This is a genomic window from Streptomyces sp. NPDC025638 (genome assembly GCF_055558775.1).
In genome coordinates, this window is record NZ_JBVHLX010000004.1 from 153303 (window position 1) to 178374 (window position 25072).

Annotated in this window: 23 protein-coding genes; 9 read left to right on the forward strand and 14 right to left on the reverse strand. The window is 72.6% G+C overall.

Annotated elements, in window-relative coordinates; all coding sequences use genetic code 11:
- Positions 1-23 precede the first annotated feature (23 nt).
- Entirely contained in the window at positions 24-1796 is a 1773-nt protein-coding gene (locus ACZ4EG_RS11690; protein WP_467790510.1) for a serine hydrolase domain-containing protein, read from the forward strand.
- On the opposite strand, the gene ACZ4EG_RS11695 is transcribed toward ACZ4EG_RS11690, so the two are convergent.
- From ACZ4EG_RS11695 to ACZ4EG_RS11720, 6 genes are all read right to left on the reverse strand, one after another.
- A complete protein-coding gene (locus ACZ4EG_RS11695) occupies positions 1793-2575 on the reverse strand; it encodes a class I SAM-dependent methyltransferase (protein ID WP_467790511.1) in 783 nt (260 codons plus the stop codon). The genes ACZ4EG_RS11690 and ACZ4EG_RS11695 overlap by 4 nt on opposite strands.
- 6 nt (positions 2576-2581) lie before the next feature.
- Positions 2582-4144 carry a phytoene desaturase family protein gene (locus tag ACZ4EG_RS11700; RefSeq protein ID WP_467790512.1) on the reverse strand — a complete coding sequence of 521 codons (1563 nt, stop codon included), beginning with the start codon at positions 4142-4144 and terminating at the stop codon, positions 2582-2584.
- 58 nt (positions 4145-4202) lie between these two features.
- Positions 4203-6431: a serine/threonine-protein kinase gene (locus ACZ4EG_RS11705; protein WP_467790513.1), complete on the reverse strand. Its 2229-nt coding sequence runs from the start codon at positions 6429-6431 to the stop codon at positions 4203-4205.
- Positions 6432-6546: 115 nt separating this feature from the next.
- A complete protein-coding gene (locus ACZ4EG_RS11710) occupies positions 6547-7416 on the reverse strand; it encodes an oxygenase MpaB family protein (RefSeq protein WP_467790514.1) in 870 nt (289 codons plus the stop codon).
- Between the two features lie 9 nt (positions 7417-7425).
- Complete coding sequence (locus ACZ4EG_RS11715; protein WP_467790515.1) at positions 7426-8637, reverse strand: acyl-CoA dehydrogenase family protein; 1212 nt, start codon at positions 8635-8637, stop codon at positions 7426-7428.
- Positions 8638-8754: 117 nt separating this feature from the next.
- Positions 8755-9123 (reverse strand): four-helix bundle copper-binding protein, encoded by a 369-nt coding sequence (locus ACZ4EG_RS11720; protein ID WP_467790516.1) that lies wholly within the window; start codon positions 9121-9123, stop codon positions 8755-8757.
- Positions 9124-9240: 117 nt separating this feature from the next.
- Here ACZ4EG_RS11720 and ACZ4EG_RS11725 point away from each other — a divergent pair, with 117 nt between their 5' ends.
- A complete protein-coding gene (locus ACZ4EG_RS11725; RefSeq protein WP_390710688.1) occupies positions 9241-9606 on the forward strand; it encodes a DUF6479 family protein in 366 nt (121 codons plus the stop codon).
- A 31-nt stretch (positions 9607-9637) separates the two neighbouring features.
- Here ACZ4EG_RS11725 and ACZ4EG_RS11730 read toward each other — a convergent pair whose 3' ends face one another.
- The 4 genes from ACZ4EG_RS11730 to ACZ4EG_RS11745 form a co-directional block, all read right to left on the reverse strand.
- Entirely contained in the window at positions 9638-10120 is a 483-nt protein-coding gene (locus ACZ4EG_RS11730) for an RpiB/LacA/LacB family sugar-phosphate isomerase (protein WP_453550437.1), read from the reverse strand.
- A gap of 532 nt (positions 10121-10652) precedes the next feature.
- Positions 10653-11267, reverse strand: coding sequence for an Rv1733c family protein (locus tag ACZ4EG_RS11735; RefSeq protein WP_467790517.1), 615 nt, complete (start codon positions 11265-11267; stop codon positions 10653-10655).
- 42 nt (positions 11268-11309) lie between these two features.
- Entirely contained in the window at positions 11310-11465 is a 156-nt protein-coding gene (locus ACZ4EG_RS11740) for a hypothetical protein (RefSeq protein WP_453550444.1), read from the reverse strand.
- Between the two features lie 112 nt (positions 11466-11577).
- Positions 11578-13326 (reverse strand): sensor histidine kinase, encoded by a 1749-nt coding sequence (locus tag ACZ4EG_RS11745; protein ID WP_467790518.1) that lies wholly within the window; start codon positions 13324-13326, stop codon positions 11578-11580.
- A 497-nt stretch (positions 13327-13823) separates the two neighbouring features.
- Between ACZ4EG_RS11745 and ACZ4EG_RS11750 the strand changes: the two genes are divergently transcribed.
- Positions 13824-14234, forward strand: a complete 411-nt coding sequence (locus tag ACZ4EG_RS11750) for a pyridoxamine 5'-phosphate oxidase family protein (protein ID WP_453550868.1) — start codon at positions 13824-13826, stop codon at positions 14232-14234.
- A 7-nt stretch (positions 14235-14241) separates the two neighbouring features.
- On the opposite strand, the gene ACZ4EG_RS11755 is transcribed toward ACZ4EG_RS11750, so the two are convergent.
- The gene (locus ACZ4EG_RS11755) at positions 14242-14715 is read right to left on the reverse strand and encodes a pyridoxamine 5'-phosphate oxidase family protein (protein ID WP_453550449.1); all 474 of its coding nucleotides are present in this window, start codon (positions 14713-14715) and stop codon (positions 14242-14244) included.
- 293 nt (positions 14716-15008) lie between these two features.
- On the opposite strand from ACZ4EG_RS11755, the gene ACZ4EG_RS11760 reads away from it, so the two are divergent.
- The 4 genes from ACZ4EG_RS11760 (at position 15009) to ACZ4EG_RS11775 (ending at position 19490) form a co-directional block, all read left to right on the forward strand.
- Positions 15009-17342 carry a SpoIIE family protein phosphatase gene (locus ACZ4EG_RS11760; protein ID WP_467790519.1) on the forward strand — a complete coding sequence of 778 codons (2334 nt, stop codon included), beginning with the start codon at positions 15009-15011 and terminating at the stop codon, positions 17340-17342.
- Positions 17343-17450: 108 nt separating this feature from the next.
- Positions 17451-18443 carry a dihydroxyacetone kinase subunit DhaK gene (gene dhaK, locus ACZ4EG_RS11765; RefSeq protein ID WP_467790520.1) on the forward strand — a complete coding sequence of 331 codons (993 nt, stop codon included), beginning with the start codon at positions 17451-17453 and terminating at the stop codon, positions 18441-18443.
- Positions 18444-18487: 44 nt separating this feature from the next.
- A complete protein-coding gene (gene dhaL, locus ACZ4EG_RS11770; RefSeq protein WP_467790521.1) occupies positions 18488-19087 on the forward strand; it encodes a dihydroxyacetone kinase subunit DhaL in 600 nt (199 codons plus the stop codon).
- Positions 19080-19490: a PTS sugar transporter subunit IIA domain-containing protein gene (locus ACZ4EG_RS11775; RefSeq protein ID WP_467790522.1), complete on the forward strand. Its 411-nt coding sequence runs from the start codon at positions 19080-19082 to the stop codon at positions 19488-19490. The genes dhaL and ACZ4EG_RS11775 overlap by 8 nt, the downstream gene beginning before the upstream one ends.
- 99 nt (positions 19491-19589) lie before the next feature.
- Here the strand turns inward: ACZ4EG_RS11775 and ACZ4EG_RS11780 are convergent, their stop codons facing one another.
- Complete coding sequence (locus ACZ4EG_RS11780; RefSeq protein ID WP_453550461.1) at positions 19590-20288, reverse strand: glycoside hydrolase family 75 protein; 699 nt, start codon at positions 20286-20288, stop codon at positions 19590-19592.
- A gap of 349 nt (positions 20289-20637) precedes the next feature.
- Here ACZ4EG_RS11780 and ACZ4EG_RS11785 point away from each other — a divergent pair, with 349 nt between their 5' ends.
- Together ACZ4EG_RS11785 and ACZ4EG_RS11790 are read left to right on the forward strand one after the other, a co-directional pair.
- Positions 20638-21630 (forward strand): fibronectin type III domain-containing protein, encoded by a 993-nt coding sequence (locus tag ACZ4EG_RS11785; RefSeq protein ID WP_467790523.1) that lies wholly within the window; start codon positions 20638-20640, stop codon positions 21628-21630.
- A gap of 196 nt (positions 21631-21826) precedes the next feature.
- The gene (locus ACZ4EG_RS11790) at positions 21827-22378 is read left to right on the forward strand and encodes a hypothetical protein (RefSeq protein ID WP_453550467.1); all 552 of its coding nucleotides are present in this window, start codon (positions 21827-21829) and stop codon (positions 22376-22378) included.
- Between the two features lie 49 nt (positions 22379-22427).
- Here the strand turns inward: ACZ4EG_RS11790 and ACZ4EG_RS11795 are convergent, their stop codons facing one another.
- Entirely contained in the window at positions 22428-23003 is a 576-nt protein-coding gene (locus ACZ4EG_RS11795) for a PadR family transcriptional regulator (RefSeq protein ID WP_453550469.1), read from the reverse strand.
- A 40-nt stretch (positions 23004-23043) separates the two neighbouring features.
- Positions 23044-25059: an FAD-dependent oxidoreductase gene (locus ACZ4EG_RS11800; protein ID WP_467790524.1), complete on the reverse strand. Its 2016-nt coding sequence runs from the start codon at positions 25057-25059 to the stop codon at positions 23044-23046.
- Positions 25060-25072 lie beyond the last annotated feature (13 nt).

The following is a 25072-nucleotide window of genomic DNA, read 5'->3' on the forward strand; positions in this document are numbered from 1 at the left end:
GCCCCCGACAGGAAGGTTTCACGATGACCGATGAGGTGGCCCACAGACTCACCCGCCGTCGACTCGGCGCCCTGACCCTCGGCGGCGCCCTCGCCCTCGCGTCCTTACCCGCCGGTCCGGCCGAAGCCGTCCCCGCGTCCGGCGGCCACCGTCCCACCCTGCGCCATGGATCGCCGGAGCGCGCCGGACTGCTCCCGGAGCATCTGCGTCAACTGGTCGCCGACGCCGAGGCGTTCCTCGGCCCCTCCCCCAAGCACCCCTGGTACGCGGGCGCCGTCCTGCTCGCCGGGCGCGGCGGCACGGTGGCCCTGCATCGGCCCATCGGCATGGCGGTGCGCTACGCGGCGTACGACGAGAAGACCGACACGGGCGTCGAGTTCCCGCCCGGACAGCAGATCCCCATGACCGAGGACACGATCTTCGACCTGGCCTCCGTCTCCAAGCTGTTCACCTCGCTCCTCGCCGTGCAGCAGATGGAGCGGGGCACGCTGGAGCTGGAGGCGACGGTCGCCTCGTACGTCCCCGAGTTCGGGGCGGCGGGCAAACAGGACATCACGATCCGTCAACTCCTCACCCACACCTCCGGTTTCCGCGCCTGGATCCCGCTCTACAACGCGCCGACCCACGAGGAGCAGCTCCGGCTCATCTGGAACGAGGCACCGCTCAACCCGCCCGGCACCAAGTACCTCTACTCGGACCTGAACCTGATCTCCCTCCAGCTGGTGCTGGAACGCGTCACGGGCCGCGCCCTCGACGTCCTCCTCGACGACGAGATCACCGCCCCGCTGGGCCTGAACCGCACCCGCTACAACCCGCCCGCCTCCTGGAGGCCCCAGATCGCGGCGACGGAGGACGCCCGCAGGCCCTGGTCCGGCCTCGACCGGGGGCTGGTGTGGGGCGAGGTGCACGACGAGAACGCGTACAGCCTCGGCGGTGTCGCGGGCCACGCGGGCGTGTTCTCCTGCGCCTGGGACCTCGCGGTCCTCGGCCGGACGCTGCTGAACCGCGGCGTGTACGGGCGCACGCGCATCCTCGCCCCCGAGTCGGTGGACCTGATGTTCACCGACTTCAACTCGGCCTTCCCGGGCGACGAGCACGGGCTCGGCTTCGAGCTCTACCAGCACTGGTACATGGGCGCGCTGGCCACCCCGCACACGGCCGGCCACACCGGCTTCACCGGCACCTCGCTGGTCCTCGACCCCACGACCGACTCCTTCCTGGTCGTGCTCGGCAACTCGGTGCACCCCGTGCGCAGTTGGCGCTCCGGCTCGGCTCCCCGGGTGGCCGCCGGCAACAACCTGGCGCGTGCCGTCCCGGTCCGCCCGGCGCAGGGCCGTACGGCATGGTTCTCCGGCATGGCGAGCAACGCGACCGCGACGCTCGCCCTCCCCGCGCTCGACACCTCCCGCGGCACCGCCCGCCTGCGCTGTGCGCTGTGGTGGGACACCGAGCCCGGTTCGGACGTGCTCGTGCTGGAGTCCACCACGGACGGCGGCGCCACCTGGCAGCCGGTCCCGTTCACCACCACCCGCCACGGCGAGGACCTCGAGGACCACCCCGCCGGTACGGCCACGGGCTGGTCCGGCCGTGTCTGGCACCGGCTGACCGCGCCCCTCCCGGCGGACCGGCAGCTCGTCCTGCGCTGGCGCTACGCCACCGACCGGCTCTACGTCGGCCGCGGCGCGTACGTCGACACCCTGCGCGTGGAGGCCGCCGGAACCGTGCTGTTCGACGAGGCACGCCCCGCGGACGCGGCACGCATCACCGCGGCCGGGTGGGCACCCTCGGCCGACTAGGACACGGCGGTGAGCACCGGCTGGTAGAAGCCGGTGACGGGCGGTTCGAGCCAGGTGACGTCGGTGAAGCCGGCGGCGGTCAGCGCCTCCGTCAGCCGGGTGCGGGTCAGGGCCCGGTAGGCGGTGCGCCGGACCCGGACCTCCCAGCCGGTTCCGGCGGGCAGCAGCTGGAAGTGTTCCAGGTCGTAGCGCTCACCGTCGTCGTGCCAGTGCCACAGCTGGAAGGTGACCACCCGGTCGTCACCCGTCCCGGAGACCTGGGGCGGCGTCGAGGCCGGGCGGTCGCGGCGGAGTTCGTCGTAGTCCCGCACGGTGATCACCACGAGTCCCTCGTCGCGCAGCACCCGTCGTATGCCCGCCAGGGCCGCGTCGAGGTCCTCGTCGGTGAGCAGGTGCGGGAGCGAGTTGTCGGCGCACACGACCACGTCGAAGGCGACGGAGCAAAACGGCAGGGCGCGCATGTCGGCCGCCGCGGCCGGCAGCGCGGCGCCACGGGCCGCGGCTTCGACGGCGGCCCGGGAGACGGCGACCGGGCTCAGGTCGGTGCCGATGACGTGGTGGCCGCGCCGGGCGAGCCCGATCGCCTGCGTGCCGATCCCGCAGGCGCAGTCCAGGATCCGGTGCGGCCCCGGGCCCAGCCGCGCGCGGACGAGACCGTCCAGCGCGGCGGCCTGACGGGCCATGCTCGCGTCCCAGTCCGGGAAGATCAGGTGGTAGTCGGGGGCGAGCCGGTCGTAGAAGTCACGGACCGAGGGCGGGAGCGAGGGGGTGTCGGACATGTGCCGTCACTCCCGCTCCAGCACTGCCATCGCCGCGTTGTGCCCCGGCACCCCGCTCACCCCTCCGCCGCGCACCGCGCCCGCCCCGCACAGCAGGACGTTGCCGTGCCGGGTCTCCACGCCCCAGCGTCCGGTCTCCTCCTGGGCGTAGGGCCAGGACAGGTCGCGGTGGAAGATGTTGCCGCCGGGCAGCCGCAGGTCGCGCTCCAGGTCGAGCGGGGTCTTCGCCTCGATGCAGGGCCGGCCCTCGGCATCGGTCGCGAGGCAGTCGGTGATCGGTTCGGCGAGATGGGCGTCGAGCTGCGCGAGCGTGGACTTGAGGAGTTCGTCGCGTACCGCGTCGTTGTCCCGGTCGAAGAGCCGTGCGGGCGTGTGGAGGCCGAAGAGGGTGAGGGTCTGGTAGCCCGCGTCGACCAGGTTCCGGCCGAGGATCGTGGGGTCCGTGAGGGAGTGGCAGTAGATCTCGGACGGCGGTGCCGTCGGGAGCTCGCCGGACGCGGCCTGGGCGTGGGCGGCGGCCAGCTGTTCGTAGCCCTCCGCGATGTGGAAGGTGCCGGCGAAGGCCTCGCGCGGGTCGACGGAGCCGTCACGCAGCCTCGGCAGCCGCTTGAGCAGCATGTTCACCTTCAGCTGGGCGCCCTCGGCGGGCGTCGGCGCCGGGTCGCCGGTCAGCGCGGCGAGTTCCTGCGGCGAGGCGCCCACGAGGACGTGCCGGGCGGTGGCGATGCCCTCGCCGTCGGCCGTGCGGTGGGTGACCTCGGCGCTCTGCCCGTCCGTCGCGATCCGTACCGCCTCGTGTCCGGTCGCGATGACCGCGCCCGCGGCGCGCGCGGCGGCGGCCAGCGCGTCGGTCAGGGCGCCCATGCCGCCGACGGGCACGTCCCAGGCGCCGGTGCCGCCCCCGATGACGTGGTACAGGAAGCAGCGGTTCTGCCGCAGGGAGGGGTCGTGCGCGTCGGCGAAGGTGCCGATCAGGCCGTCGGTGAGGACCACGCCCCGCACCAGGTCGTCGGTGAAGTTCCGCTCGATCGCGGCACCGATCGGCTCCTCGAACAGGGCCCGCCAGGCGTCCTCGTCGTCGATGCGGCGGCGCAGTTCGTCACGGGTGGGCAGCGGTTCGGTCAGGGTGGGGAAGACCCGCTGGGCGACCTGGCCGGTCATGCCGTAGAAGCGCTGCCAGGCCTCGTACTCGCGGCTGCCGCCCGTCAGCCGGGCGAAGGCCTCGCGGGTGCGCCGTTCGCCGCCGCCGACGAGCAGTCCGGTCGGCCGTCCGTCCCGTTCGACCGGGGTGTACGACGAGATGGTGCGCCCACGGACCCGGAAGGCGAGGCCCAGGTCCCGCACGATCTTCTTGGGCAGCAGGCTGACCAGGTAGGAGTAGCGCGACAGACGGGCGTCGACACCGGCGAAGGGGCGGGTCGACACGGCGGCGCCGCCGGTGTGGTCCAGGCGCTCCAGTACGAGCACGGACTTGCCGGCCCGGGCCAGATAGGCGGCCGCGACCAGGCCGTTGTGGCCGCCGCCGACGATGACGGCGTCGTACGTCCGGGATCCCTCGTGTGCAGGCATGGTTCTTCGTAACACGTGATGATCTACGGCTGCCAGAGGCATGCCGTGCCTGCCCCGCTCAGCGTCCGCCGGACGCGCGCTGCTGGCGCAGCACCGCCACCTGGCGGTACAGCGCGACGGCCTCGGCGCCGCGGCCGAGCTGCTCCAGGCAGTGGGCCTCGTCGTTGCGGCTGGCCAGGGTGTCGGGGTGGTCGGGGCCCAGCACGCGTTCGCGGGCGCCGGCGACCCGGCGGTACTCACTGAGCGCGTCCGGCCAGCGGCCGAGCCAGCCGAGGCTCACGGCGACCTCGCGGCGGCTGACGAGGGTGTCGGGGTGGTCGGGGCCGAGGACGCGCTCACGGATGGCGCAGACGTCGCGGGACTCGGCGAGCGCCTCCTCCCAGCGGCCGAGGCGGCCCAGGTTGACCCCGAGGCCGTGGCGGGCGCGCAGGGTCTCCGGGTGCCCGGCGCCGTGGACACGGGTGCGGTCGTCGATCAGCTCGCGGTACAGCTCGAGGGCGTCCGCGCTGCGGCCGAGGCGGCCGAGGCTGATGCCCACCTCGTAGCGGGCGGCGAGGGTGTCGGCGTGGTCGGGGCCGAGGGCCTGGGCGCGGGCCTCGGCGACCTCGCGGTAGGTGCGCAGCGCTTCCTCCCAGCGGCCCAGCTGGCCGAGCGCGTAGGCGACTTCGTAGCGGGTCACCAGGGTGTCGGGGTGGTCCGGGCCGAGCACCCGGGCGCGTGCGGCGGCCACCTCGTGGGCCATGCGGTACGAGTCGTCGAGGCGGCCGAGTCTGCTGAGGTTGAAGGCGAGGTTGTGGCGGCAGCGCAGGGTGTCGGGGTGGTCCGGGCCCATGGTGCGCTCCCGGGCGGCCAGCACCGACGTGTATGTCTGGTGGGCGTCGAAGTGGCGGCCCAACTGGCCGAGCACATAGGCCATTTCCTGACGGGCGGCGAGCGTGTCGGGGTGGTCGGCACCCAGCACCCGCTCTCTGGCGCGGGCGACCTCGGTGTACTCGCGCAGGGCGTCGGCGGCGCGGCCGGTGCGGCTGAGGGTGAAGGCGATCTCGTAGCGGCTGGCGAGCGTGTCGGGGTGGTCCGGGCCGAGCAGGCGGGTGCGCTCGGCGGCGACCGCGCGGTGCACCTCGCCCGCCTCGGCCCAGCGGCCGAGCCGCCCCAGGCTGAGGCCCGCGTTGTGCCGTCCGGCGAGGGCGGTGACGGCCTCGTGGGGCGGGGCGGACGGCACCGGCAGGGGTGCCGGGCCGGTAGCGGGCCGGGCGATCCACTCGCCGGTGAGCCCGGCCGCGGCGTCCGGGGGCGTGGTGCGCAGCCCGGCGCCGGTCGCCTTGTGGCCGGTGGTCATGCCCCGGGTCCAGGAGGGCAGGCGGGCCTCGCGGGACAGGGGCTCGACGGGCAGCAGTCGGGGCTGGGGGCTCACCACGGTCGGCACATACGCGGGTGTCGTACGGCCGGCGGTGATACGGCGCGCCAACTCACGTGCGTCGTACGGGCGTTGCTCCGGCCGTTTGGCCAGGAGGTCGAGGATGACCTTCTCCAGGTACTCGGGGAGCTCGGCGCGGTGGCCGCGTGGCGGGCGGGGCGGGGTGTCGCGGTGGCCGATGAGGATGGCCCAGGCGTCGTCCAGGTCGAACGGCGGTGCGCCGGTGGCGATTTCGTAGAGCACACAGCCGAGCGAGTACAGGTCACTGCGGTGGTCGACCTCGGAACCGCTGATCTGCTCGGGCGACATGTAGTGCGGGGTGCCCATCGCGATGCCGGTGCCGGTCAGCCGGGAGGTGAAGCCGATGTCGTGGCCGAGGCGGGCGATGCCGAAGTCGCAGATCTTCACGGTGCCGTCGGTGAGCCGCATGATGTTCGCGGGTTTCAGGTCGCGGTGCACGATGCCCTGTTGGTGGGTGTAGGCGAGGGCGGCGGCGACCTGGTCGGCGATGTCCACGATCTCGGGGACGGTCAGCGGGTGGTGTTCGTTGTCCTCCAGGAGCTGACTGAGGTTGCGGCCTTCCAGGAGCTCCATGACGAGGTAGAGGATGCCGTCGTACTCGCCGAAATCGTGGACGACGGTCACCCCGCGGTGCGAGAGCGCGGCGGCCACCCGGGCCTCACGGCGGAACCGTTCCCGCAGGACGCGGGTGAAGGAGTGGTCGTGGTGCGGGCCGAGCGGCTTGAGGCACTTCACCGCGACATGCCGCCCCAGGGACTCGTCCCGGGCCCGCCACACCTCGCCCATCCCGCCCCGCCCGATCAGATCGAGCAGCCGGTACCGGCCCTGGACCAGTCTGGTGTCCGCCATCGTCCGCCGTCGCCCCCGTCGCCGTCCGCCCCTCCCCTGGGGTTGCCGTCAAGGTGCGGCCGCGCCAAGTCGGTCCGATCCGTGACACACCCCCCTGCTCGTCCAGTATGGCGGCTTATCGTCCGACTTTGTACGGTGCCGGGCGTGAGTCGGGGCCGAGCCGGGCCATGGCGCGCAGGATGTGTTTGGGCGGCAGCTGCCAGCGCAGACGTGCGGGCATGCAGCGCAGCAGACGGCCCGTGGCGCGCAGTCGGCGGGTGACCGTGGCGGGTGCGGGGGCCGGTCTGCCGTACAGCTCGTGGGCGTACGGCGGCAGGGAGGCGTACGCCAGATGGGCCACGCGCCGCCAGAGCACCTCGCGCGCCGGGACCAGGAGGGGATGCGTCGGCGGACGGAGCAGGAAGTCGTCCACCTCGCGTGCCTCGGGTCCCGCGGCGAGTTCGGGCCGCACCTTCTCGAAGTACGCGGCCATCTCGGCCCGGTCGGCCGGTACGGCGTCCGGGTCGAGGCCCACCAGCCGGGCGCTGATGCGGTGTTCGGCGATGTAACGGTCGGCCTGCGCGTCGGTGAGCGGGTAGCCGGAGCGGCGCAACACGTGCAGATAGGAGTCGATCTCGGCGCAGTGCACCCACAGCAGCAGCTCGGGTTCGTCGACGCCGTACCGCTCCCCGGTGTCCGGATCCGTCGCCCCCAGCCTGCTGTGGATCTTCCGCACCCGGGCGCCCGCCCGTTCGGCGGCCTCCGTCGTGCCGTACGTCGTCGTGCCGACGAAGTTGGCGGTGCGCATCAGCCGGCCCCAGGCGTCCTGCCGGAAGTCGGAGTTCTGCATGACACCGCGCACCGCGCGCGGGTGCAGCGCCTGCAGATAGAGCGCGCGTATCCCGGCGACCCACATCATCGGGTCGCCGTGCATCTGCCAGGTCACCGACCGCGGGGTGAACAGCCCCGGGTCACCCGGCCGGAGGTCTCCCCCTGCCGCGGACATACCCGCAGGCTAGCGCCGTACCCGTGGCATCCCCAGACCGATCCAGGAGATGATTTCGCGCTGGATCTCGTTGTTGCCGCCACCGAAGGTGAAGATCACCGCCGAGCGGTAGCCGCGTTCCAGGTCACCGTGGAGGACGGCGCCCGCGGAGCCCTCCTTCAGTGGTCCGGCGGCGGCGACGATCTCCATGAGCCAGGCATACGCGTCCCGACGGGTCTCGGAACCGTACACCTTGACCGCGGAGGCGTCCTGCGGGGTGAGCGTGCCCTCCTGGACGGCGGTGACCATCCGCCAGTTGAGGAGCTTCATCGCGTCGAGCCGGGTGTGGGTGCGGGCGAGCCGCACGCGCACCCACGGCAGGTCGATCACCCGGCGGCCGTCGGCGAGTTTGGTCTCCATCGCCCAGCGCTGGACGTCCTGCAGCGCGCGGATCGCCATGGTGCCGTGGGCGGCGAGGGTGACGCGTTCGTGGTTGAGCTGGTTGGTGATCAGCCGCCAGCCCTGGTTCTCCTCGCCGACCCGGCGGGAGACGGGGACGCGGATGTTCTCGTAGTAGCTGGCCGTGGTGTCGTGCGAGGCGAGGGTGTTGATGACGGTGCAGGAGTAGCCGGGGTCGGAGGTCGGCACGAGGAGCATGGTGATGCCCTTGTGCGCGGGGGCGTCCGGGTCGGTGCGCACCGCCAGCCACACCCAGTCGGCGGTGTCGCCGTTGGTCGTCCATATCTTCTGGCCGTTGACGACGTACTCGTCGCCGTCCCGTACGGCCCGCGTCTTCAGGGAGGCCAGGTCCGTGCCCGCGTCGGGCTCGCTGTAGCCGATGGCGAAGTCGATCTCGCCGGACAGGATCCTCGGCAGGAAGTAGGCCTTTTGCTCGTCGGTGCCGAACTGCATGATCGTCGGGCCGACGGTGTTCAGCGCCATCAGCGGCAGTGGTACGCCGGCCTGCGCGGCCTCGTCGAAGAAGATGAACTGCTCGATGGGCGTCAGGCCGCGCCCGCCGTACTCCTCGGGCCAGCCCACACCGAGCCAGCGGTCCGTGCCCAGCCGCCGGATGGTGTCGCGGTAGAACCGCTTCTGCGCGGCCGGGTCGGCGATGGGGGCACCTCCCATGCCTTTCGGGCCATGGGGGAGGGCGTAGGCGTTGTCCGGCACCAGATCGGCGAAGTAGGCGCGCAGTTCGGTGCGCAGTCGCTGCTGCTCGGGCGTGTGGTCGAGATGCACGGCGCCTCCAGGCTCGCGATGGCCGGTCCTGACGGCGCACACCGTAGAACGTGTTCCAGAAATAGGGAATGCCGAGCCGGAAACCCGGCAGCACCCGGCGCACACCGGTCAGATGGCTCAGGCGAGCGTCTCGATGAAGTCCGCGCAGGCCCGGGCGCAGGCCCGGCACGCCTCGGCGGTCCCGGCGGCGTCGAGGCGCCCCTCGAAGGCACGCGCGCATTCGAGGCAGACCGAGCGGCACCACTCCAGCTGGATGCGGATGGCCTTCTCCTCCTGGCTCTCGGCGAGCACCCGGCAGGTCGCGTCGCACACCTCGGCGCACATGACGGCCTGCCGCCGTATCCGCTCCTCCCCGTCGGTCCCGTCGGGGACCGTGGCGCTCGCGCCCAGTGCGCACACCCTCGCGCACTCCGTGCACGCCTGCGCGCACGCGAAACGGTCCTCCAGGAATCGGTAGGGCTCCTGGCGGAAATTCGCCGGTGTCACACCCGGCGGGTAACCGGGACCGGTCGGATCAAACCCCGGACCCGATGTCGCCATAGGCGACCGACGGTCACGGAAGGTGTCTGGTTCACCCCGTTCTGGGCGGGGTATTCCTGTGCTATGAGTACCGCATCCATGCAGCTGGCCGCGGCGAGCGGCCTCATGAGTCTTGTGCTCTTCCTGGTGGCCCTGGCCGTCCTGGCGCTGCTCGCCGGCGGTTTCTGGCTGAACTCCCGGGTCAAGTACCAGGAGTCGCCCCGACCCCGTCCCGAAGAACAGCCGCATCTGCCGCCCGAGGGCGCGGTGCACGAAGTCCGGGAGAACCGGGAGTCCCAGGAGGTACCCAAGATGCCCGAGGGCGGTCGCCCACTGACCCCGTACGAACTGAGCAACATGGACACCCGGCCGAGCGCGTCGAAGGACCGCCCGCGCTGGAGCAAGGGTTCGAGCGGCTCGTTCGGCGGCGGCGGGCTGGGCGCCCACTGACCCGGTGACGACTCGGGTGACCTGACCCCCGTCACGACCCCGGTGGGCGGCCGGCCCGGGGCGAACCCGTCCGGTCGCCATCGAGACGTCCGACGTGGGCCACGTTGCCGCGGTCCTCGGGATCCTCGCTGGGCGAGGCCGTGAACCAGGCGTCCAGGATCTCCTTCAGGACCGGCTCCGAGGTCAGACGCAGACCGAGGGCGAGGACGTTGGCGTCGTTCCAGCGACGCGCGCCGTCCGCCGTGTACGCGTCCGTGCAGAGCGCTGCCCGGACACCCGGCACCTTATTGGCGGCGATCGACGCGCCCGTGCCGGTCCAGCAGCACACGACGGCCTGATCCGCCCTCCCCGCCGCCACGTCACGGGCCGCCGCCTCGGAACAGACCGCCCACTGCGGATCCGCCCCCGGCTCCAGCGCGCCGTACGTACGCACCTCGTGGCCGCGCCGACGCAACTCCCCGACCAACTGCCGGGCGACGGGTTCGTCCATGTCGGAGGAGACGGAGATCCGCATACTCCCGGAGCCTACGGCCTGTGCGGCGGCGCCTGCCACGAATGGGGGGCGAGCACCTCGTCCGGCTGTCCGCGGCGTGGCCGCGTGTCGCCGACGCCGCGCATCGACTCCCCCGCCGCCGCACGGCCGGAGGTACCGGCTGCGCGCCTCTGGGCCGCTTCGGCGCCGCTGCCTCCGCCCGCTCGATCCACGGCACCGTCGCCAGGTCCAGAGCCTCGCGCCTCCTCGCCCGCGCACGGTAGGCCTGGGCGCCATGGCCCGCCTTCACGGCATCGTCTTCGGCCCCGCCCGCCTCGCCGCCACGGGCCGCTTCCGGGCGGCCGCCCTCGACGGCTGCGCCGTGGCCCCGTGCGGGTGAAAAACCGGGTGCATCCGGACGTGCGCGCCGCGGACGTCGCGGCCGAGACCGACCGGCTGATCGGGCTCGGCACGTCGTTTTTTCGTGCGCCATGCCGACCACACCGTCCTGGCCGACCCCGAGGGCAACGGGTTCTGCCTGTTCGGGGGCGGTCAGGACGGCGTGTCGACAGGGTCAGCCCCGCCCCCCGCTGAGGTTCCGCCACTGCGGACCGATCCGCTTCCACTCCTCGTCCCACTCCGCGAGGCGTCGCCGCAGGAGATGTACGCACACCAGCCGGCCGCCGCCCCACACCGCGAACCCGACGGCCGGTGCCACGAGCGCACCGGTGACGGCCGCTTGGAGCCAGGACTCCGTGGCGTCGAGGGGCTTGGAGACGAGCCGGCCCGTACCGTCCGTCCACATGGTGACCCGGGAGCCGGCGGCGATGCCCGGGGCGACCTTCGCCCGATCGGTGTGCACGGAGCCGTCCGCCGCCTTCCAGCGCACCGTCGCCCACACCCTGCTGTCGTCGTATCCGCCGGCCGCGGGTGCGGCGTCCGCCGAGTTCTCGGCCAGCTCGGCCGAGACGGCGTGGACCTGCGCGCGGCGTGCGCTGAGGTTGCCGTCCACCACCATCGCGGCCGCCACGCCTCCGAACACCGCGCCCAGGAGGGCGAGGATCCAGGTGGCGAGCACGACCCAGGCCTCGACGGTGTCGCTGCGACGGTGGAGCGGATTGCTCCGCCACCTCCAGCGCCAGCGCCGGAACCACACCCCGATCGCTTTCCTGCGACGTGTCCTCGCCATCGGCCGTCGCCTCCTTCCCGCGCTCCGGCCGTCCTCGGTGTGTCAGACGGGCCGGGCTCCTTCGGTGTCCGGAAGGTCGGGGTCGAGGTCCCGGCGGCGGTTCGGTCCGGTGCATGGGGTCTCACGGAAGGGACCGGCCGCCGTCACGACGCCGCCGGGCACGGCAGGCGCGCCGACGACGTACCAAGTGTCGTGCATGGCGACCTCCAGGGTGCTCAGGTGCCCGCGTACGACATCTTCATCTTCAGCTTGGAGCAGAAGTCCGCCGAGCGCATAGTCCGAACGGCCCCGTCGGTCGGCCGCCCGACGGTTACGCCTCCTGGTCGGGGGTGTCGTGGCCCTCCTGCCCGGCCACCGGCACCTGCCACACCAGCGTGGTACCTCCGTCCTCGGGGCTGCGCAACTCCAGACGGCCGCCGAGCTGCCGCGCCCGCTCCTGCATGTTGCGCAGCCCGCTGCGCCGGCCCTCGGGCGAGATGCCCACGCCGTTGTCGGTGACCGTCAGGCACAGCTCGCGTCCGTCGGTCTTCAGGATCACATCGGCGCGGTCGGCACGGGCGTGCCGGGCGATGTTGGTCAGGGCCTCGGAGAGGACGGCGACCGCGTGGTCGGCGGTCTCCCGCGGCACGTCGGTGTCCACCAGGCCCTCCATCCGCACGCTGGGGGCGAATCCCAGCACGGGCGTCGCCTCGCCCACCACCCCTACGACACGGGCCCGCAGACCGGTCCCCGCGGTGCCCTCGCGCGCCTGGAGGCCGAAGATCGTCGACCTGATGATCTTGATGGTCTCGTCCAGGTCGTCCACGGCCCGCAGCACCCGCTCGTTGGCTCCCGCGTGCTCGATGAAACGGCCCGCGCTCTGCAGCGTCATGCCGGTCGCGAACAGCCGCTGGATGGCCAGGTCGTGCAGGTCCCGGGCGATCCGGTCCCGGTCCTTGAGCACCGCGATCGTCTCCGCGTCCCGGCGGCGCTCCGCCAGCTCCATGGCGATCGCCGCCTGCGCCGCGAAGACCTGCAGGGGCTCGGTCTCCTTGCCCGTGAACAGGGTCCGCCCGGTCTCCCTGACCAGCATGACCACGCCGCGGACGCCGCCCTCGCCGGTGCCGATGGGGACCGCCACGGCCGGGCCGAGCCCGGTGAACCGCAGCGGGCCGGCCGAGACGCGTGCGTCGTGGGTGACGTCGTCGCTGGTGACGGCGGCGGCGCCGGTGACCGCCTCGCCCATCAGGGTGCCGCCCTGCGGCAGCACCAGCCCCCGCAGGGCCTCCGCCTGCCGGCCGACGGCCAGTTCCACGCCGAGCTGGTCGGTGTCCGCCATGGGCGTCGCGACCACGGCCAGGGCCGCGCCGGTGATCTCCCTGGCGCGTTCGGCGATCAGGGCGAGGGCCTCGGCCTGACCGGCCCCGGACATCAGGCTGTTGGTGATCTCCGCGTTGGCCCGCAGCCAGCGCTCGCGCAACCGCGACTCCGCGTACAGCCGCGCGTTGTCGATCGCGACACCGGCCGCCACGGCCAGGGTCTGGGTGACCGAGACGTCCTCCTCGTCGAACTGGCCGCCGCCCCGCTTCTCGGTCAGATACAGATTGCCGAAGACCTCGTCGCGCACGCGGATCGGGACGCCGAGGAAGGTGTTCATCGCCGGGTGGTGGGGCGGGAAGCCGTACGACGCCGGGTGCTCCGAGAGCTTCGCCAGGCACAGCGGCTCCGGGTGGCGGATCAGCTCACCCAGGATGCCGTGGCCCTCCGGATACGGGCCGATGCTCGCGATCTGCTCCTCGGTGACGCCGACGGTGTAGAAGGCCGACAGCCGTCTGCCGTCGGGCCCGATCACCCCGAGCGCCGCGTACTGGGCGTCGACCAGGGCCGCGGCGGCCTCGACGATGCTCTTCAGGGCCTGTTCCAGGTCCAGTTCCCGGCCGACCGAGAGGACCGCCTCCAGCAGGCTGTGCACCCGGTCGCGCGTGCCGCGGGCCGCGTCCAGACGGGCCTGCAGCTCCTCCAGCAACTCGTCCAGCCTCAGCTGCGGCAGCCGTATCCGCGCCTCCTCGGGGCTTCCCACCTGCGCTCCTCCCGGTCCCCTCTGCTCATGGACATGGTCCGGTCCGGTCATGTGCCACCGTAATGGCCGACGACCGCGGCCTGCACCGGTTCCGGCAGGTCCCCGGTACCGCGGTTCCCGATCTTGCGTGGGCCGTTCGGCCCTTCCCGCGGACCGATCGGCACTCCCGTTCGAGCGCGGACCGAGGCACAGTGGGATCAGGAGCGGCACCGATCCCCCGCGGTGTCGCTCCGCCCGTATGCGCCCGGTCGGCCGGTGGGCGCGGGTGCCGTACGGCGCCCCTCGCACGTTCCCCGGCGGCGGCCCGGTCCGGCCGGACGTCCGCCGAGGCCGAACGGCCCTAGCGCGACGGCCGCCCGTCCGGCTGCAATGACCTGGCAGAGCCCGCCCGTGGCTTCCGGAGACGCAGAGACGTGAGTGACACATCCCGACCCAGCCCCGTACTTCCCGCCGACCACGCCCCGTCGGCGGCCGGAAGGCCGCACCGGAGCGTCGAGATCGGCCGTGCCGAGGCACTGCGCCTGCTGGGCAGTGTCTCGCTGGGGAGGGTCGTGTTCACCCGGCACGCGCTGCCGACCGTCCGCCCGGTCAACCACGTTCTGACCGACGGCGACATCGTCATCCGCACCCATGAGGGAGCGGCCCTGACCTCGCACGCCCGGCAGGGCGAGGGCTCGGGGGTCGTCGTCGCCTACGAGGCCGACGCCATCGACCCGGACACCCACCTCGGCTGGAGCGTGGTGGTCACGGGCTACGCGCGGCTGGTGACCGACCCGGGGGAGCTGGTCCGCTACCGGGCGCTGCTGCGCCCCTGGGTGGAACAGGCCATGGACTACGCGGTCCGCATCCGCCCCGACCTGGTCACGGGCATCCGGCTCGTCCCCGACGAGGGGCCGGAGGATGTGTGAGGGCGAGTTAGCCGGTACGGGGCAGGTCCACTCCATGGCCGGTACGGGGCAGGTCCACTCCGTACAGGGTGCGGCCGCCGACCAGCTCCCGGCCGGTGACCAGCTCCGGCTCGATACGGACGAAGACCTCCCGAGGCGCGGGCACCCAGGAGCGCGGCCCGCCGCGCATCAGCCGCTCGTGCTCCGCCGCGTCGGTGACCACCGTGGCCGGGCCGGTGACGACCACGCTCCAGCCGGACTGCGCGACCGCGTCGACCTCGTCGGCCTCGAACGCGACCACGGTCCCCTCGATCGCCCGCACCAGCTCCGACGCCGCGGAGGTCCGCAGCACGACCGCGCCGTCCGCGTCCAGGGCGAAGTTCACCGGAAGCACGGCGGGCAGGGCCCGTCGGGTGTGCACGATGCGGCCCACGGGCGCCTTCGCCAGCAGCCGCAGGCACTCCTCCCGGCCCAGCTCGCGGAATCCGTCGTTGGGGTACATCAGCCATCCCGTCCCTCGCCTGGTGCAGCGGTACTGCCTCACTCCATCCTCGCCACGGCCGACAGCGGATACGAGGGCCATCGGTCCCCACCGGGCCGGAGAACGACCCGGGCCGGTCCCCCGCGTACCCGGTCCCGCAGACGGCGCCCCATTGGCGGCGGAGCTGTCATGGACGGCATCGCAGGTGGGCAGGTTCGAGCGTGCTGTGGCCACTTGACGACATGTCGGTGCGGATGCGCCCGAGTTGCGCTGAGATGGCCCCTCTCATCGTGAGCCGCGGATCGAGGATGAACATGAGCGACTTGGCCGAAGTGGTGCCGCCCGGTTGCACCGACGTGGTCGAGGCGGGGTGCCGGTGCGGCGCGGGCGAGGCGGCGACCGGCCCGCGCGCGGCGGAGGAGCGCTTCCGCGGGTTACTGGAGGCGGCTCCGGACGCGATGGTGATCGTCGACGACACCGGAACGATCAAACTCGTCAACGCACAGACCGAAGCGCTCTTCGGCTACCAGCGCGAAGAACTCCTCGACCGCCCCGTCGAACTCCTCGTCCCCGGCCGCTTCCGCACCCACCACACCGAACACCGCAACAACTACGCCCACAACCAGCAGGTACGCCCCATGGGCGCCGGACTCGACCTCTACGGCCTGCGCAAGGACGGCACCGAGTTCCCCGTCGAGATCAGCCTCAGCCCCCTCGAAACCGCCGACGGCCTCCTCGTCTCCGCCGCCGTCCGCGACGTCAGCGAACGCAAGGCCGCCGAGGAACGTTTCCGCGGACTGCTGGAGGCGGCTCCGGACGCGATGGTGATCGTCGACGACACCGGAACGATCAAACTCGTCAACGCACAGACCGAAGCGCTCTTCGGCTACCAGCGCGAAGAACTCCTCGACCGCCCCGTCGAACTCCTCGTCCCCGGCCGCTTCCGCACCCACCACACCGAACACCGCAACAACTACGCCCACAACCAGCAGGTACGCCCCATGGGCGCCGGACTCGACCTCTACGGCCTGCGCAAGGACGGCACCGAGTTCCCCGTCGAGATCAGCCTCAGCCCCCTCGAAACCGCCGACGGCCTCCTCGTCTCCGCCGCCGTCCGCGACGTCAGCGAACGCAAGGCCGCCGAGGAACGCATCAACGAACTCGCCGCGCTGGTCGAGTCCTCCCAGGACGCGATCCTCGCCAAGACCCTGGACGGCCGGATCACGTACTGGAACGCCGCCGCCCAGCGGCTGTACGGCTATACCGCGGCGGAGGCGGTCGGTCGGCATGTGTCGATGCTCGCCCCGCCCGACCAGGGGGACGAGATCAGTCAGCTCCTGGAGGGGCTGCGCCGGGGCGAGAAGGTCGAGCACTTCGAGACCCTGCGCGTCACCCGTTCGGACGCGATGCTGGACGTCGACGTGACCCTGTGGCCCACCCGGGCCCCGGACGGCACGGTGATCGGGGCGTGCGCCATCGTCCGCGACATCAGCGACCGCAAGCGCGCCGAGGCGGAACTGACGGAGCTGTACGAGCAGCAGCGGCACATCGCCCTGACCCTGCAGCGCAGCCTCATGGGCACCCCGCCCGCCATACCCGGCCTCGCCACCGCGAGCCGCTATCTGCCCGCCACCCAGGGCGCCGGCGTGGGCGGGGACTGGTTCGACCTGATCCCGCTGGGGGCCGGCCGGGTCGGCGTGCTGATCGGCGACGTGATGGGCCGCGGCCTGGAGGCCGCCGCGGTCATGGGTCAGCTCCGGTCCGCCGCGCACGCGCTGGCCAAGACCGGGATGCAGCCCCGTCAGCTCATGCAGGCCCTCGACACCGTCGTCGCCGACCTGGGCGTCCCCGACCAGCTGGTCACCTGCTGCTATCTGGTCATCGCCGCCGACACCGGGGAGGTGACCGTCTGCTCCGCGGGCCATCTGCCCGTCCTGGTCACCGTCCCGGTCGAGGGCGTACAGACGCTCCCCGCGCCGGTGAACGCGCCCCTCGGCGTGGGCGACGTCGTCTACGAGCAGTGCTGTACGACGCTCGCGCGCGGTGCCACCCTCGTGCTCTACACGGACGGTCTGATCGAGACTCCCGGTGGTGACATCGAGGACCAGCTCACCGAGCTGATCAACACGCTGGACAAGCTCGCGACCGGCTCTCCCGACCTCGAGGTCGTCGCCGACCACGTACTGGCGACCCTGCTGCCCGACGCCGACGGCCACGACGACGTCACCCTGCTGCTGACACAGCTGCCGGCGGCCCCACTGGCCACGGCCACCACCGGCCTGCCCGCCCTGCCGCAGTCCGTGTCGGTGGGCCGGGACTTCCTCGGCCGCGTGCTCGTCGAGTGGGACCTCACGGACCGGGCGGACGACGCGTGCCTCCTGCTGTCCGAGGTGCTCACCAATGCCGTACAGCACGCCCAGGGGCCGATCGGACTGCACATCTGCCGGACCGACATCGAACTGACGGTCGAGATCGGTGATCGCAGTCCTCAGCTGCCCCAGCCCCGCACGGCGGCCGAGGACGCGGAGTCGGGCCGGGGACTCCTCCTCGTACGGGCCCTCGCCGACGACTGGGGCGTGCGCCCGACGGACGAGGGCAAGACGACCTGGTTCAGCCTCAAGAGCGTCCTGGCGCGCCAGGGCGGGTGACGATCACCCGCACAAGGTCGATACTTCCGAGAGTAGGCAACAGGTCGGCATCGGTCCTGTTAGAACACGGGCCGGAGTCCTACCTGCCGGGCCCACCAGGAGGTACCGATGAAGATGCTCATCAACGTTCCGGAAACCGTGGTGGCAGACGCGCTGCGGGGAATCGCGGCCGCACATCCCGATCTGACCGTCGACGTCGAGAACCGGGTGATCGTACGACGGGACGCCCCCGTGGCCGGGCAGGTGGGACTCGTCTCGGGCGGCGGCTCCGGGCACGAGCCGCTGCACGGCGGGTTCGTGGGTCACGGCATGCTGTCGGCCGCATGTCCGGGCGAGGTGTTCACGTCCCCCGTGCCGGACCAGATGGCGCGTGCGGCGGCGGCCGTGGACAGCGGGGCCGGCGTGCTGTTCGTCGTGAAGAACTACACCGGCGACGTGCTCAACTTCGACATGGCGGCCGAGCTTGCCGAGGACGAGGGGATCCAGGTCGCCAAGGTGCTCGTCAACGACGACGTGGCGGTCACCGACAGTCTCTACACGGCCGGACGCCGCGGCACCGGTGCGACGCTGTTCGTCGAGAAGATCGCGGGCGCCGCCGCGGCCGAGGGGCAGCCGCTGGAGCGGGTGGAGGCCGTCGGGCGCCAGGTCAACGAGAACTCCCGCAGCTTCGGTGTCGCCCTCAGCGCCTGCACCACCCCGGCGAAGGGCACCCCCACCTTCGATCTGCCGCCCGGCGAGCTGGAGTTGGGCATCGGCATCCACGGTGAGCCGGGCCGGGAACGGCGGGCGATGATGACCTCCGGAGAGATCGCCGACTTCGCGCTGAACGCGATCCTGGAGGACATGCCCCCGCGCAACCCCGTCCTCGTCCTGGTCAACGGCATGGGCGCGACCCCGCTGCTGGAGCTGTACGGCTTCAACGCCGAGGTGCAGCGGGTGCTCGGCGAGCGCGGCGTGACCGTCGCCCGCACGCTCGTCGGCAACTACGTGACCTCCCTGGACATGGCGGGCGCCTCGGTCACCCTGTGCCAGGTCGACGAGGAGCTGCTGCGGCTGTGGGACGCGCCGGTGAAGACCCCGGCCCTGCGCTGGGGCATGTGACACGGCGGCAGCAGCGACCAGTTCCTACCACGCAAGGAGACCCAGTGCTCGACGCCGACTTCTTCCGCCGTTGGATGGTGGCGACCGCCGCGTCCGTCGACCGCGAGGCGGAACGGCTCACCGCTCTCGACTCGCCCATCGGGGACGCCGACCACGGCAGCAACCTTCAGCGCGGGTTCACCGCCGTGAAGGCGTCGCTGGAGAAGGAGGCGCCGGACACGCCGGGTGCCGTGCTGACCCTCGCCGGACGCCTGCTGATCTCGACGGTGGGCGGCGCGTCCGGGCCCCTGTACGGCACGCTGCTGCGGCGTACGGGCAAGGCGCTCGGGGATGATTCCGAGGTCAGTGCCGGGCAGCTGGCCGAGGCGCTGCGGGCGGGCGTGGACGGGGTCATGGCCCTCGGGGGCGCCGCGCCGGGCGACAAGACCATGATCGATGCGCTGGTGCCGGCCGTCGACGCGCTCGGCGACGGTTTCGCCGCGGCGCGGGCCGCGGCCGAGGAGGGGGCCGTGGCGACGATCCCGCTGCAGGCCCGCAAGGGCCGGGCGAGCTATCTCGGCGAGCGCAGCATCGGACACCAGGACCCGGGAGCCACCAGCTCGGCGCTGCTCATCGCCGCGCTCGCGGAGGCCGCAGGTGAGTGACGAGAAGCTGGTCGGGATCGTGCTGGTGTCGCACAGCGCCGAAGTGGCCTCGTCCGTCGCCGAACTGGCGAAGGGCCTGGCGGGCGGCGCCGCGGCGGTGCCCGTCGCGACGGCGGGCGGCACCGAGGGCGGCGGGCTCGGTACCAGCGCCGAGCTGATCTCCGCCGCGGCCGCCGCGGTCGACCGGGGCGCCGGCATCGCCGTGCTCACCGATCTGGGCAGCGCGGTGCTCACCGTGAAGGCACTGATCGCGGAGGGCGGCGAACTGCCCGACGGCACACGTCTGGTGGACGCCCCGTTCGTGGAGGGCGCGGTGGCCGCGGTCGTCACGGCGGCCACCGGGGCCGGCCTCGACGCGGTTGAGGCGGCGGCCACGGAGGCTTACAGCTACCGCAAGGTGTGATGCCGGCGAGCACCGTCAACGGCGTGCTCCTGCGCGTGGACAACGGCCGGGCGGCCGTCCGACGACACGGGTCCGCCGGACCGGGGCGACCGGGGCGGTTCAGCCGCCCCGCACGAACCGCCCGGCCAGCCGTTGGCCGGTCGCCACGGCCGCCGCATGGCTTTCGATGGGCCTGACCCGGGAGCCCTTGAACACGATGTAGGTCACGCCCGAGGGGACCCCGCCCCGGCGCGGGTCGGGGCTGATGCCGAGGCCCCGGGCCGTGGCGTAGGAGGCCTCGCCGATGATGCCGCGCGGGCCGGTGTCCCCGACGACGGCGTACTGGACCCGGCCCCGGTAGACGACGGCGACGACGGCACCGCCGCGGACGCCGTGCGCACGGAAGTCCCACACACCGCTCGGGGCCGGGACCACGATGTACGGCAGGCGTTCGGCGTTCAGATGGCGGCCGTCGGACTGCTGGAAGGCGGTGGCCGCGAAGAACATCGGATCGGTGCGGCGGTTGCAGCGGGCGGTGGTCCGCCCGTCGCAGTCGATGTCCATGTCGGCCTTCCAGAACACGGCACCGCGGGTGCCGCAGACCCGGACGGTGGCGGACGCCCCCTCGTCGGTGCGGTAGCGGCCGCGCGAGACGGGAGTGCACTGCCGGACCCGGGCCAGCAGGTCGGCGGCGCGGACCCGGCCCTCGCCGCGCACCGCCGGCTCCCGGCGCGGGCCGGCGGAGGCGGGGGCGGGAAGCGTCGCCGGGACGAGCAGGACGGCGCCGGCCGCGGCCAGCGTCAGCGACTGGACACGCACGATGCGGGAACCTCTCCTGGGGACGTAGACGGCCACCCGGCCCGATCCGGCGCCAAAAGATCTGACGTCCTGTCAATGGACGACAGGGGCCGGGGAGCTGAGCCGATGTCGGCCCAGGCCACCCCGGCCACCCGCGTCGGCGCGGGATCAGCGACGACAGCGTTCCGCGCCACAGGCATGAACTCCCCTGTCCTCTGGGGGAGTTCAGCCGAGAGGAACCTCAGCATACGTAACTTTCCCGGGTCGTCACCAATGCGGCCGCCCTCTTGCTGCGATCGCATCGACGGGGTCATATTGGTCCGGACCTTTGCTGTCACAGTCATCATGCCGTCCTTTGGGAGGCAGAGCGGTGCGACGCGTTGACGTTCCGCCATTCGTGGCCGCCGGCGTCCTGCTGCTGGTCGCGTCCTGTGGATGGGGCGGCGCGGCCGACGGCGAGAGCGGGCGGATGCCCGGCGCGCCGACGGGCGTCACCGCCACGGCCGGAAGTGCGACCAGCGTCCACGTCATGTGGAACGCGGTGACCGACGGCCCCGGCATCCGTGCGTACGAGGTATATCGCGGCACCACAAAGGTCCGGGAAGTGCCCGGTTCGGAACACATGGTGGACGTCATCAGGCTCAGGCCGTCCACCGTGTATGTCTTCACCGTGCGCGCCCGGGACAAGGACGGGCGCCTCGGACCGGGCAGCCGGGTGGTCCGGGCGAGGACCCCGGCCGTCGTCACGGCGGACCACTCACCGCCGACCCTCCCGCGCAATGCGACGGGCCGCACGGTCGCCGCCCGGGCGGTCCAGCTGTCCTGGGCGGCGTCGGCGGACGACCGGGCGGTGGTCTCGTACGACGTCTACCAGGGCTCGACGAGGATCCACAGCGTCGGCGGCGGCCAGACCGCGACGGTCGTCACCGGGCTGCGCCCCGCAACCCGCTACACCTTCACCGTCCGCGCCCGCGACGCCGCCGACAACCTCTCCCCGGCGAGCGCCCCGGTCCGGCTCACCACACCGGGCACCGACGACGGCCGGAACACGGCACCCACCGGATTCGGTGCGACGACCCACCGCGCCGACGGCGCGTACTACATCGACCTGTCCTGGCTCCCGCCCCGCACGGACGGAGTGATCACGGAGTACCAGATCCAACTCGACGGCAGCCCGGCGACGTCCCTGGTCTGGGGCGGTACACCACCACGTGGCCGGGCGACGTACAGCTTCTACGCGGGACAGGACGCCGGAGCCGTCCACCGGGTGCGGATCCGTGCGCGGCTGCCGGACGGCACATGGGGCGGGTTCTCCGCGGAGCGGACGGTGACGACGGGGGCGCGCGGCGGCGCCGGGTCCTGACGGCGGGAGGCCCTCCCCCGGCGTCCCCGGCCACTGCGCCCGCCCCCGGACGGAGGCATCCGTCACCCGGTCGGGGGCGGTCCGCATGCGGGACAGGCCGGGGGCGCATTGGCTACTGACGAGGCAGCACGGGCGTTTCCCGACCCTCGGCGGCGCATGGGACGTTCCGCCAACCGTGCCGCCGGAGGGCAGCCCAATGCGCACTACTCGACTTCTCCTCCGCTCCGGCTTGACCCTGGCGGCCACCGCCGCCCTTCCGACCACGCTCGCCGGGCCGACCGCCGCGGCCTCGGGGATCTCCGTGAGCACCATCGGGTCGACCGTGTCGGTCGTCACCAGCGCCTGCACCCAGATCAACGGCAGCTGGGGCAACGCGTCCCTGCTGGGCAGCAATCAGGCGAACTTCGCGCAGGGCCGTCAGGCGGCGCTCGCGGGCACGACCGTCAGCCAGTCGGCCGCCTGGTCGGGCATCACCCCCGGGACGTACACCGTCGTGGTCGTCTGCTCGAACGGCGGCACCGCGGGCACGCAGTCCATCGTCGTCTCCCCCGCCAATGCCCCGACCGTCTCGTCGACCGCCAAGACGTCCTCGACCTCCGCCCCGACCCACGGTGTCGCGGGCGGACTCGGCGGCGCCGCCCGGGACTACGGCCCGGTCGCCATCGGTGTGGGCGCGGCCCTCGTGGGCGGCGGCGTCATCGCCACGGGCTGGTACCTGCGCCGCCGCTCGAAGCCGTACCGGCTCTGACCGCACGGGGTCCGCGGGCGGCTCGTGCAGTGCTGCGAACCCTGTTCGCCTACTCGGCGGCCCCGTCGCCCGGCCGTTCCCCGGCCGTGTCCGGGAGTTCGTCGAACTCCTTCAGCGCGTGGGTGAGCCACTGCGTCCAGAAGGTCTCCAGGTCGATACCCGCCCGCAGGACGAGATGGCGCAGCCGGTCCTGCGGGGTGTCGCGGTCGGGCGGGAAGTCGCGCCGCTCGATCTCCTCGTACTCGGCCAACTGGCGCCGGTGCAGGTCGAGATGGCGGCGTAGATCGGCCCCGAGGCCCGCCGTGCCGACGACCGCCGCCGCGCGCAGCCGCAGCAGCAGGACGTCGCGCTGCGGCTTGGGCTCCTGGGACGCTGCGGTCCAGCGGGCCAGTTCGGCGCGGCCCGCGGGCAGGACCTCGTAGCGCTTCTTCTGCCCACGGGCCGGCTGCTCGGCCGGCAGGGTGCGGATGTACCCCTCGGCCTCCAGCTTCCCCAGCTCGCGATAGATCTGCTGATGCGTCGCCGACCAGAAGTAGCCGATCGACCGGTCGAACCGGCGGGTCAGCTCCAGCCCCGACGACGGCTTCTCAAGCAGGGCGGTGAGGATCGCGTGCGGGAGTGACATGGCCTCATCCTAGGGACGCGCGGACGTGCCGCACGGGCCCCTACAGCGCCGCCGCCAGTTCCGTGCCCTGCTTGATGGCGCGCTTGGCGTCCAGCTCGGCCGCCACATCCGCGCCGCCGATCAGATGCGCGCTGCGCCCGGCGGCGACCAGTTCCTCGTACAGGCCGCGGCGCGGCTCCTGACCGGTGCACAGGACGATGGTGTCGACCTCCAGGACCGTGCTCTCCTCGCCCACGGTGACATGCAGACCCGCGTCGTCGATCCGGTCGTAGCGGACGCCCGGCACCATGCTGACGCCGCGGTGCTTGAGCTCGGTGCGGTGGATCCAGCCGGTGGTCTTGCCGAGGCCGGCGCCGACCTTGGTGGGCTTGCGCTGGAGCAGGTGGACGGTGCGCGGCGGGGCGGGCCGCTGCGGCGCCGCCAGGCCGCCGGGTGCCCGGTAGTCCATGTCGACGCCCCAGTTGCGGAAGTACGTCGCCGGGTCCTCGCTCGCCTTGTCGCCGCCGTCGGTGAGGTACTCGGCTACGTCGAAGCCGATGCCGCCGGCACCGAGGATCGCGACCCGGTCGCCGACGGGGGCGCCGTCGCGCAGCACGTCGAGGTAGCCGAGGACGCGCGGGTGGTCGATGCCGGGGATGTCGGGGGTGCGCGGGATGACGCCGGTGGCGACGACGACCTCGTCGTAGTCGGTCAGCTCCGCGGAGGTGACCCAGGTGTCGAGGCGTACGTCCACCGCGTGCGCGTCGAGTTGGTGGCGGAAGTAGCGCAGCGTCTCGTCGAACTCCTGCTTGCCGGGGACCTTGCGGGCCACGTTGAGCTGCCCGCCGATCTCGCTCGCGGCGTCGAACAGCGTCACCTCGTGGCCGCGTTCGGCGGCGCTCACCGCGCAGGCCAGGCCGGCCGGTCCCGCGCCGACGACGGCGACGCGCTTGCGCAGCCGGGTCGGGGAGAGGACGAGTTCGGTCTCGTGGCAGGCGCGCGGGTTGACCAGGCAGGAGGTGATCTTGCCGCTGAAGGTGTGGTCGAGACAGGCCTGGTTGCAGCCGATGCAGGTGTTGATGGCCTCGGGCCGGCCCTCGGCCGCCTTGTTGACGAAGTCGGGGTCGGCGAGCATCGGACGGGCCATGGACACCATGTCCGCGGCCCCGCCTGCGAGCAACTCCTCGGCGACTTCAGGGGTGTTGATGCGGTTGGTGGTCACCAGCGGTACGGACACCTCGCCCATGAGCTTCTTGGTGACCCAGGTGTACGCGCCACGCGGGACGGAGGTGGCGATGGTGGGGATGCGGGCCTCGTGCCAGCCGATGCCGGTGTTGATGATCGTCGCCCCGGCCGTCTCGACGGCCTTGGCGAGCGTGATCACCTCGTCGAAGGAGGAGCCGCCCGGGACCAGGTCGAGCATGGACAGCCGGTAGATGATGATGAAGTCCTCGCCGACCGCCTCGCGCACACGCTTGACGATCTCGACGGGGAACCGCATCCGGTTCTCGTACGATCCGCCCCAGCGGTCGGTGCGGTGGTTGGTCTGCGCGGCGATGAACTCGTTGATCAGATAGCCCTCGGAGCCCATGATCTCGACGCCGTCGTAGCCGGCCTGCCGGGCGAGGCGGGCGGCACGGGCGTAGTCCTCGATCGTCCGCTCGATGTCGGCGTCGGTGAGCTCGCGCGGCGGGAAGGGGCTGATCGGCGCCTGGACGGGGCTCGGTGCGACCAGGTCCTGGTGGTAGGCGTACCGACCGAAGTGCAGGATCTGCATCGCGATCTTCCCGCCCTCGCGGTGCACCGCCTCGGTGATCGCGGCGTGCTGCTCGGCCTCCGCCTCGGTGGTGAGCTTGGCCCCGCCCTCGTACGGCCGCCCCTCGTCGTTGGGTGCGATGCCGCCGGTGACGATCAGTCCCACTCCCCCGCGCGCGCGGGCGGCGTAGAACTCCGCCATGCGCTCGAACCCGCGCTCGGCCTCTTCCAGGCCCACGTGCATGGAGCCCATGAGCACACGGTTGGGCAGGGTGGTGAAGCCCAGGTCGAGGGGGTTCAGCAGGTGCGGGTAGCGGCTCATCGGGCCCTCCGTG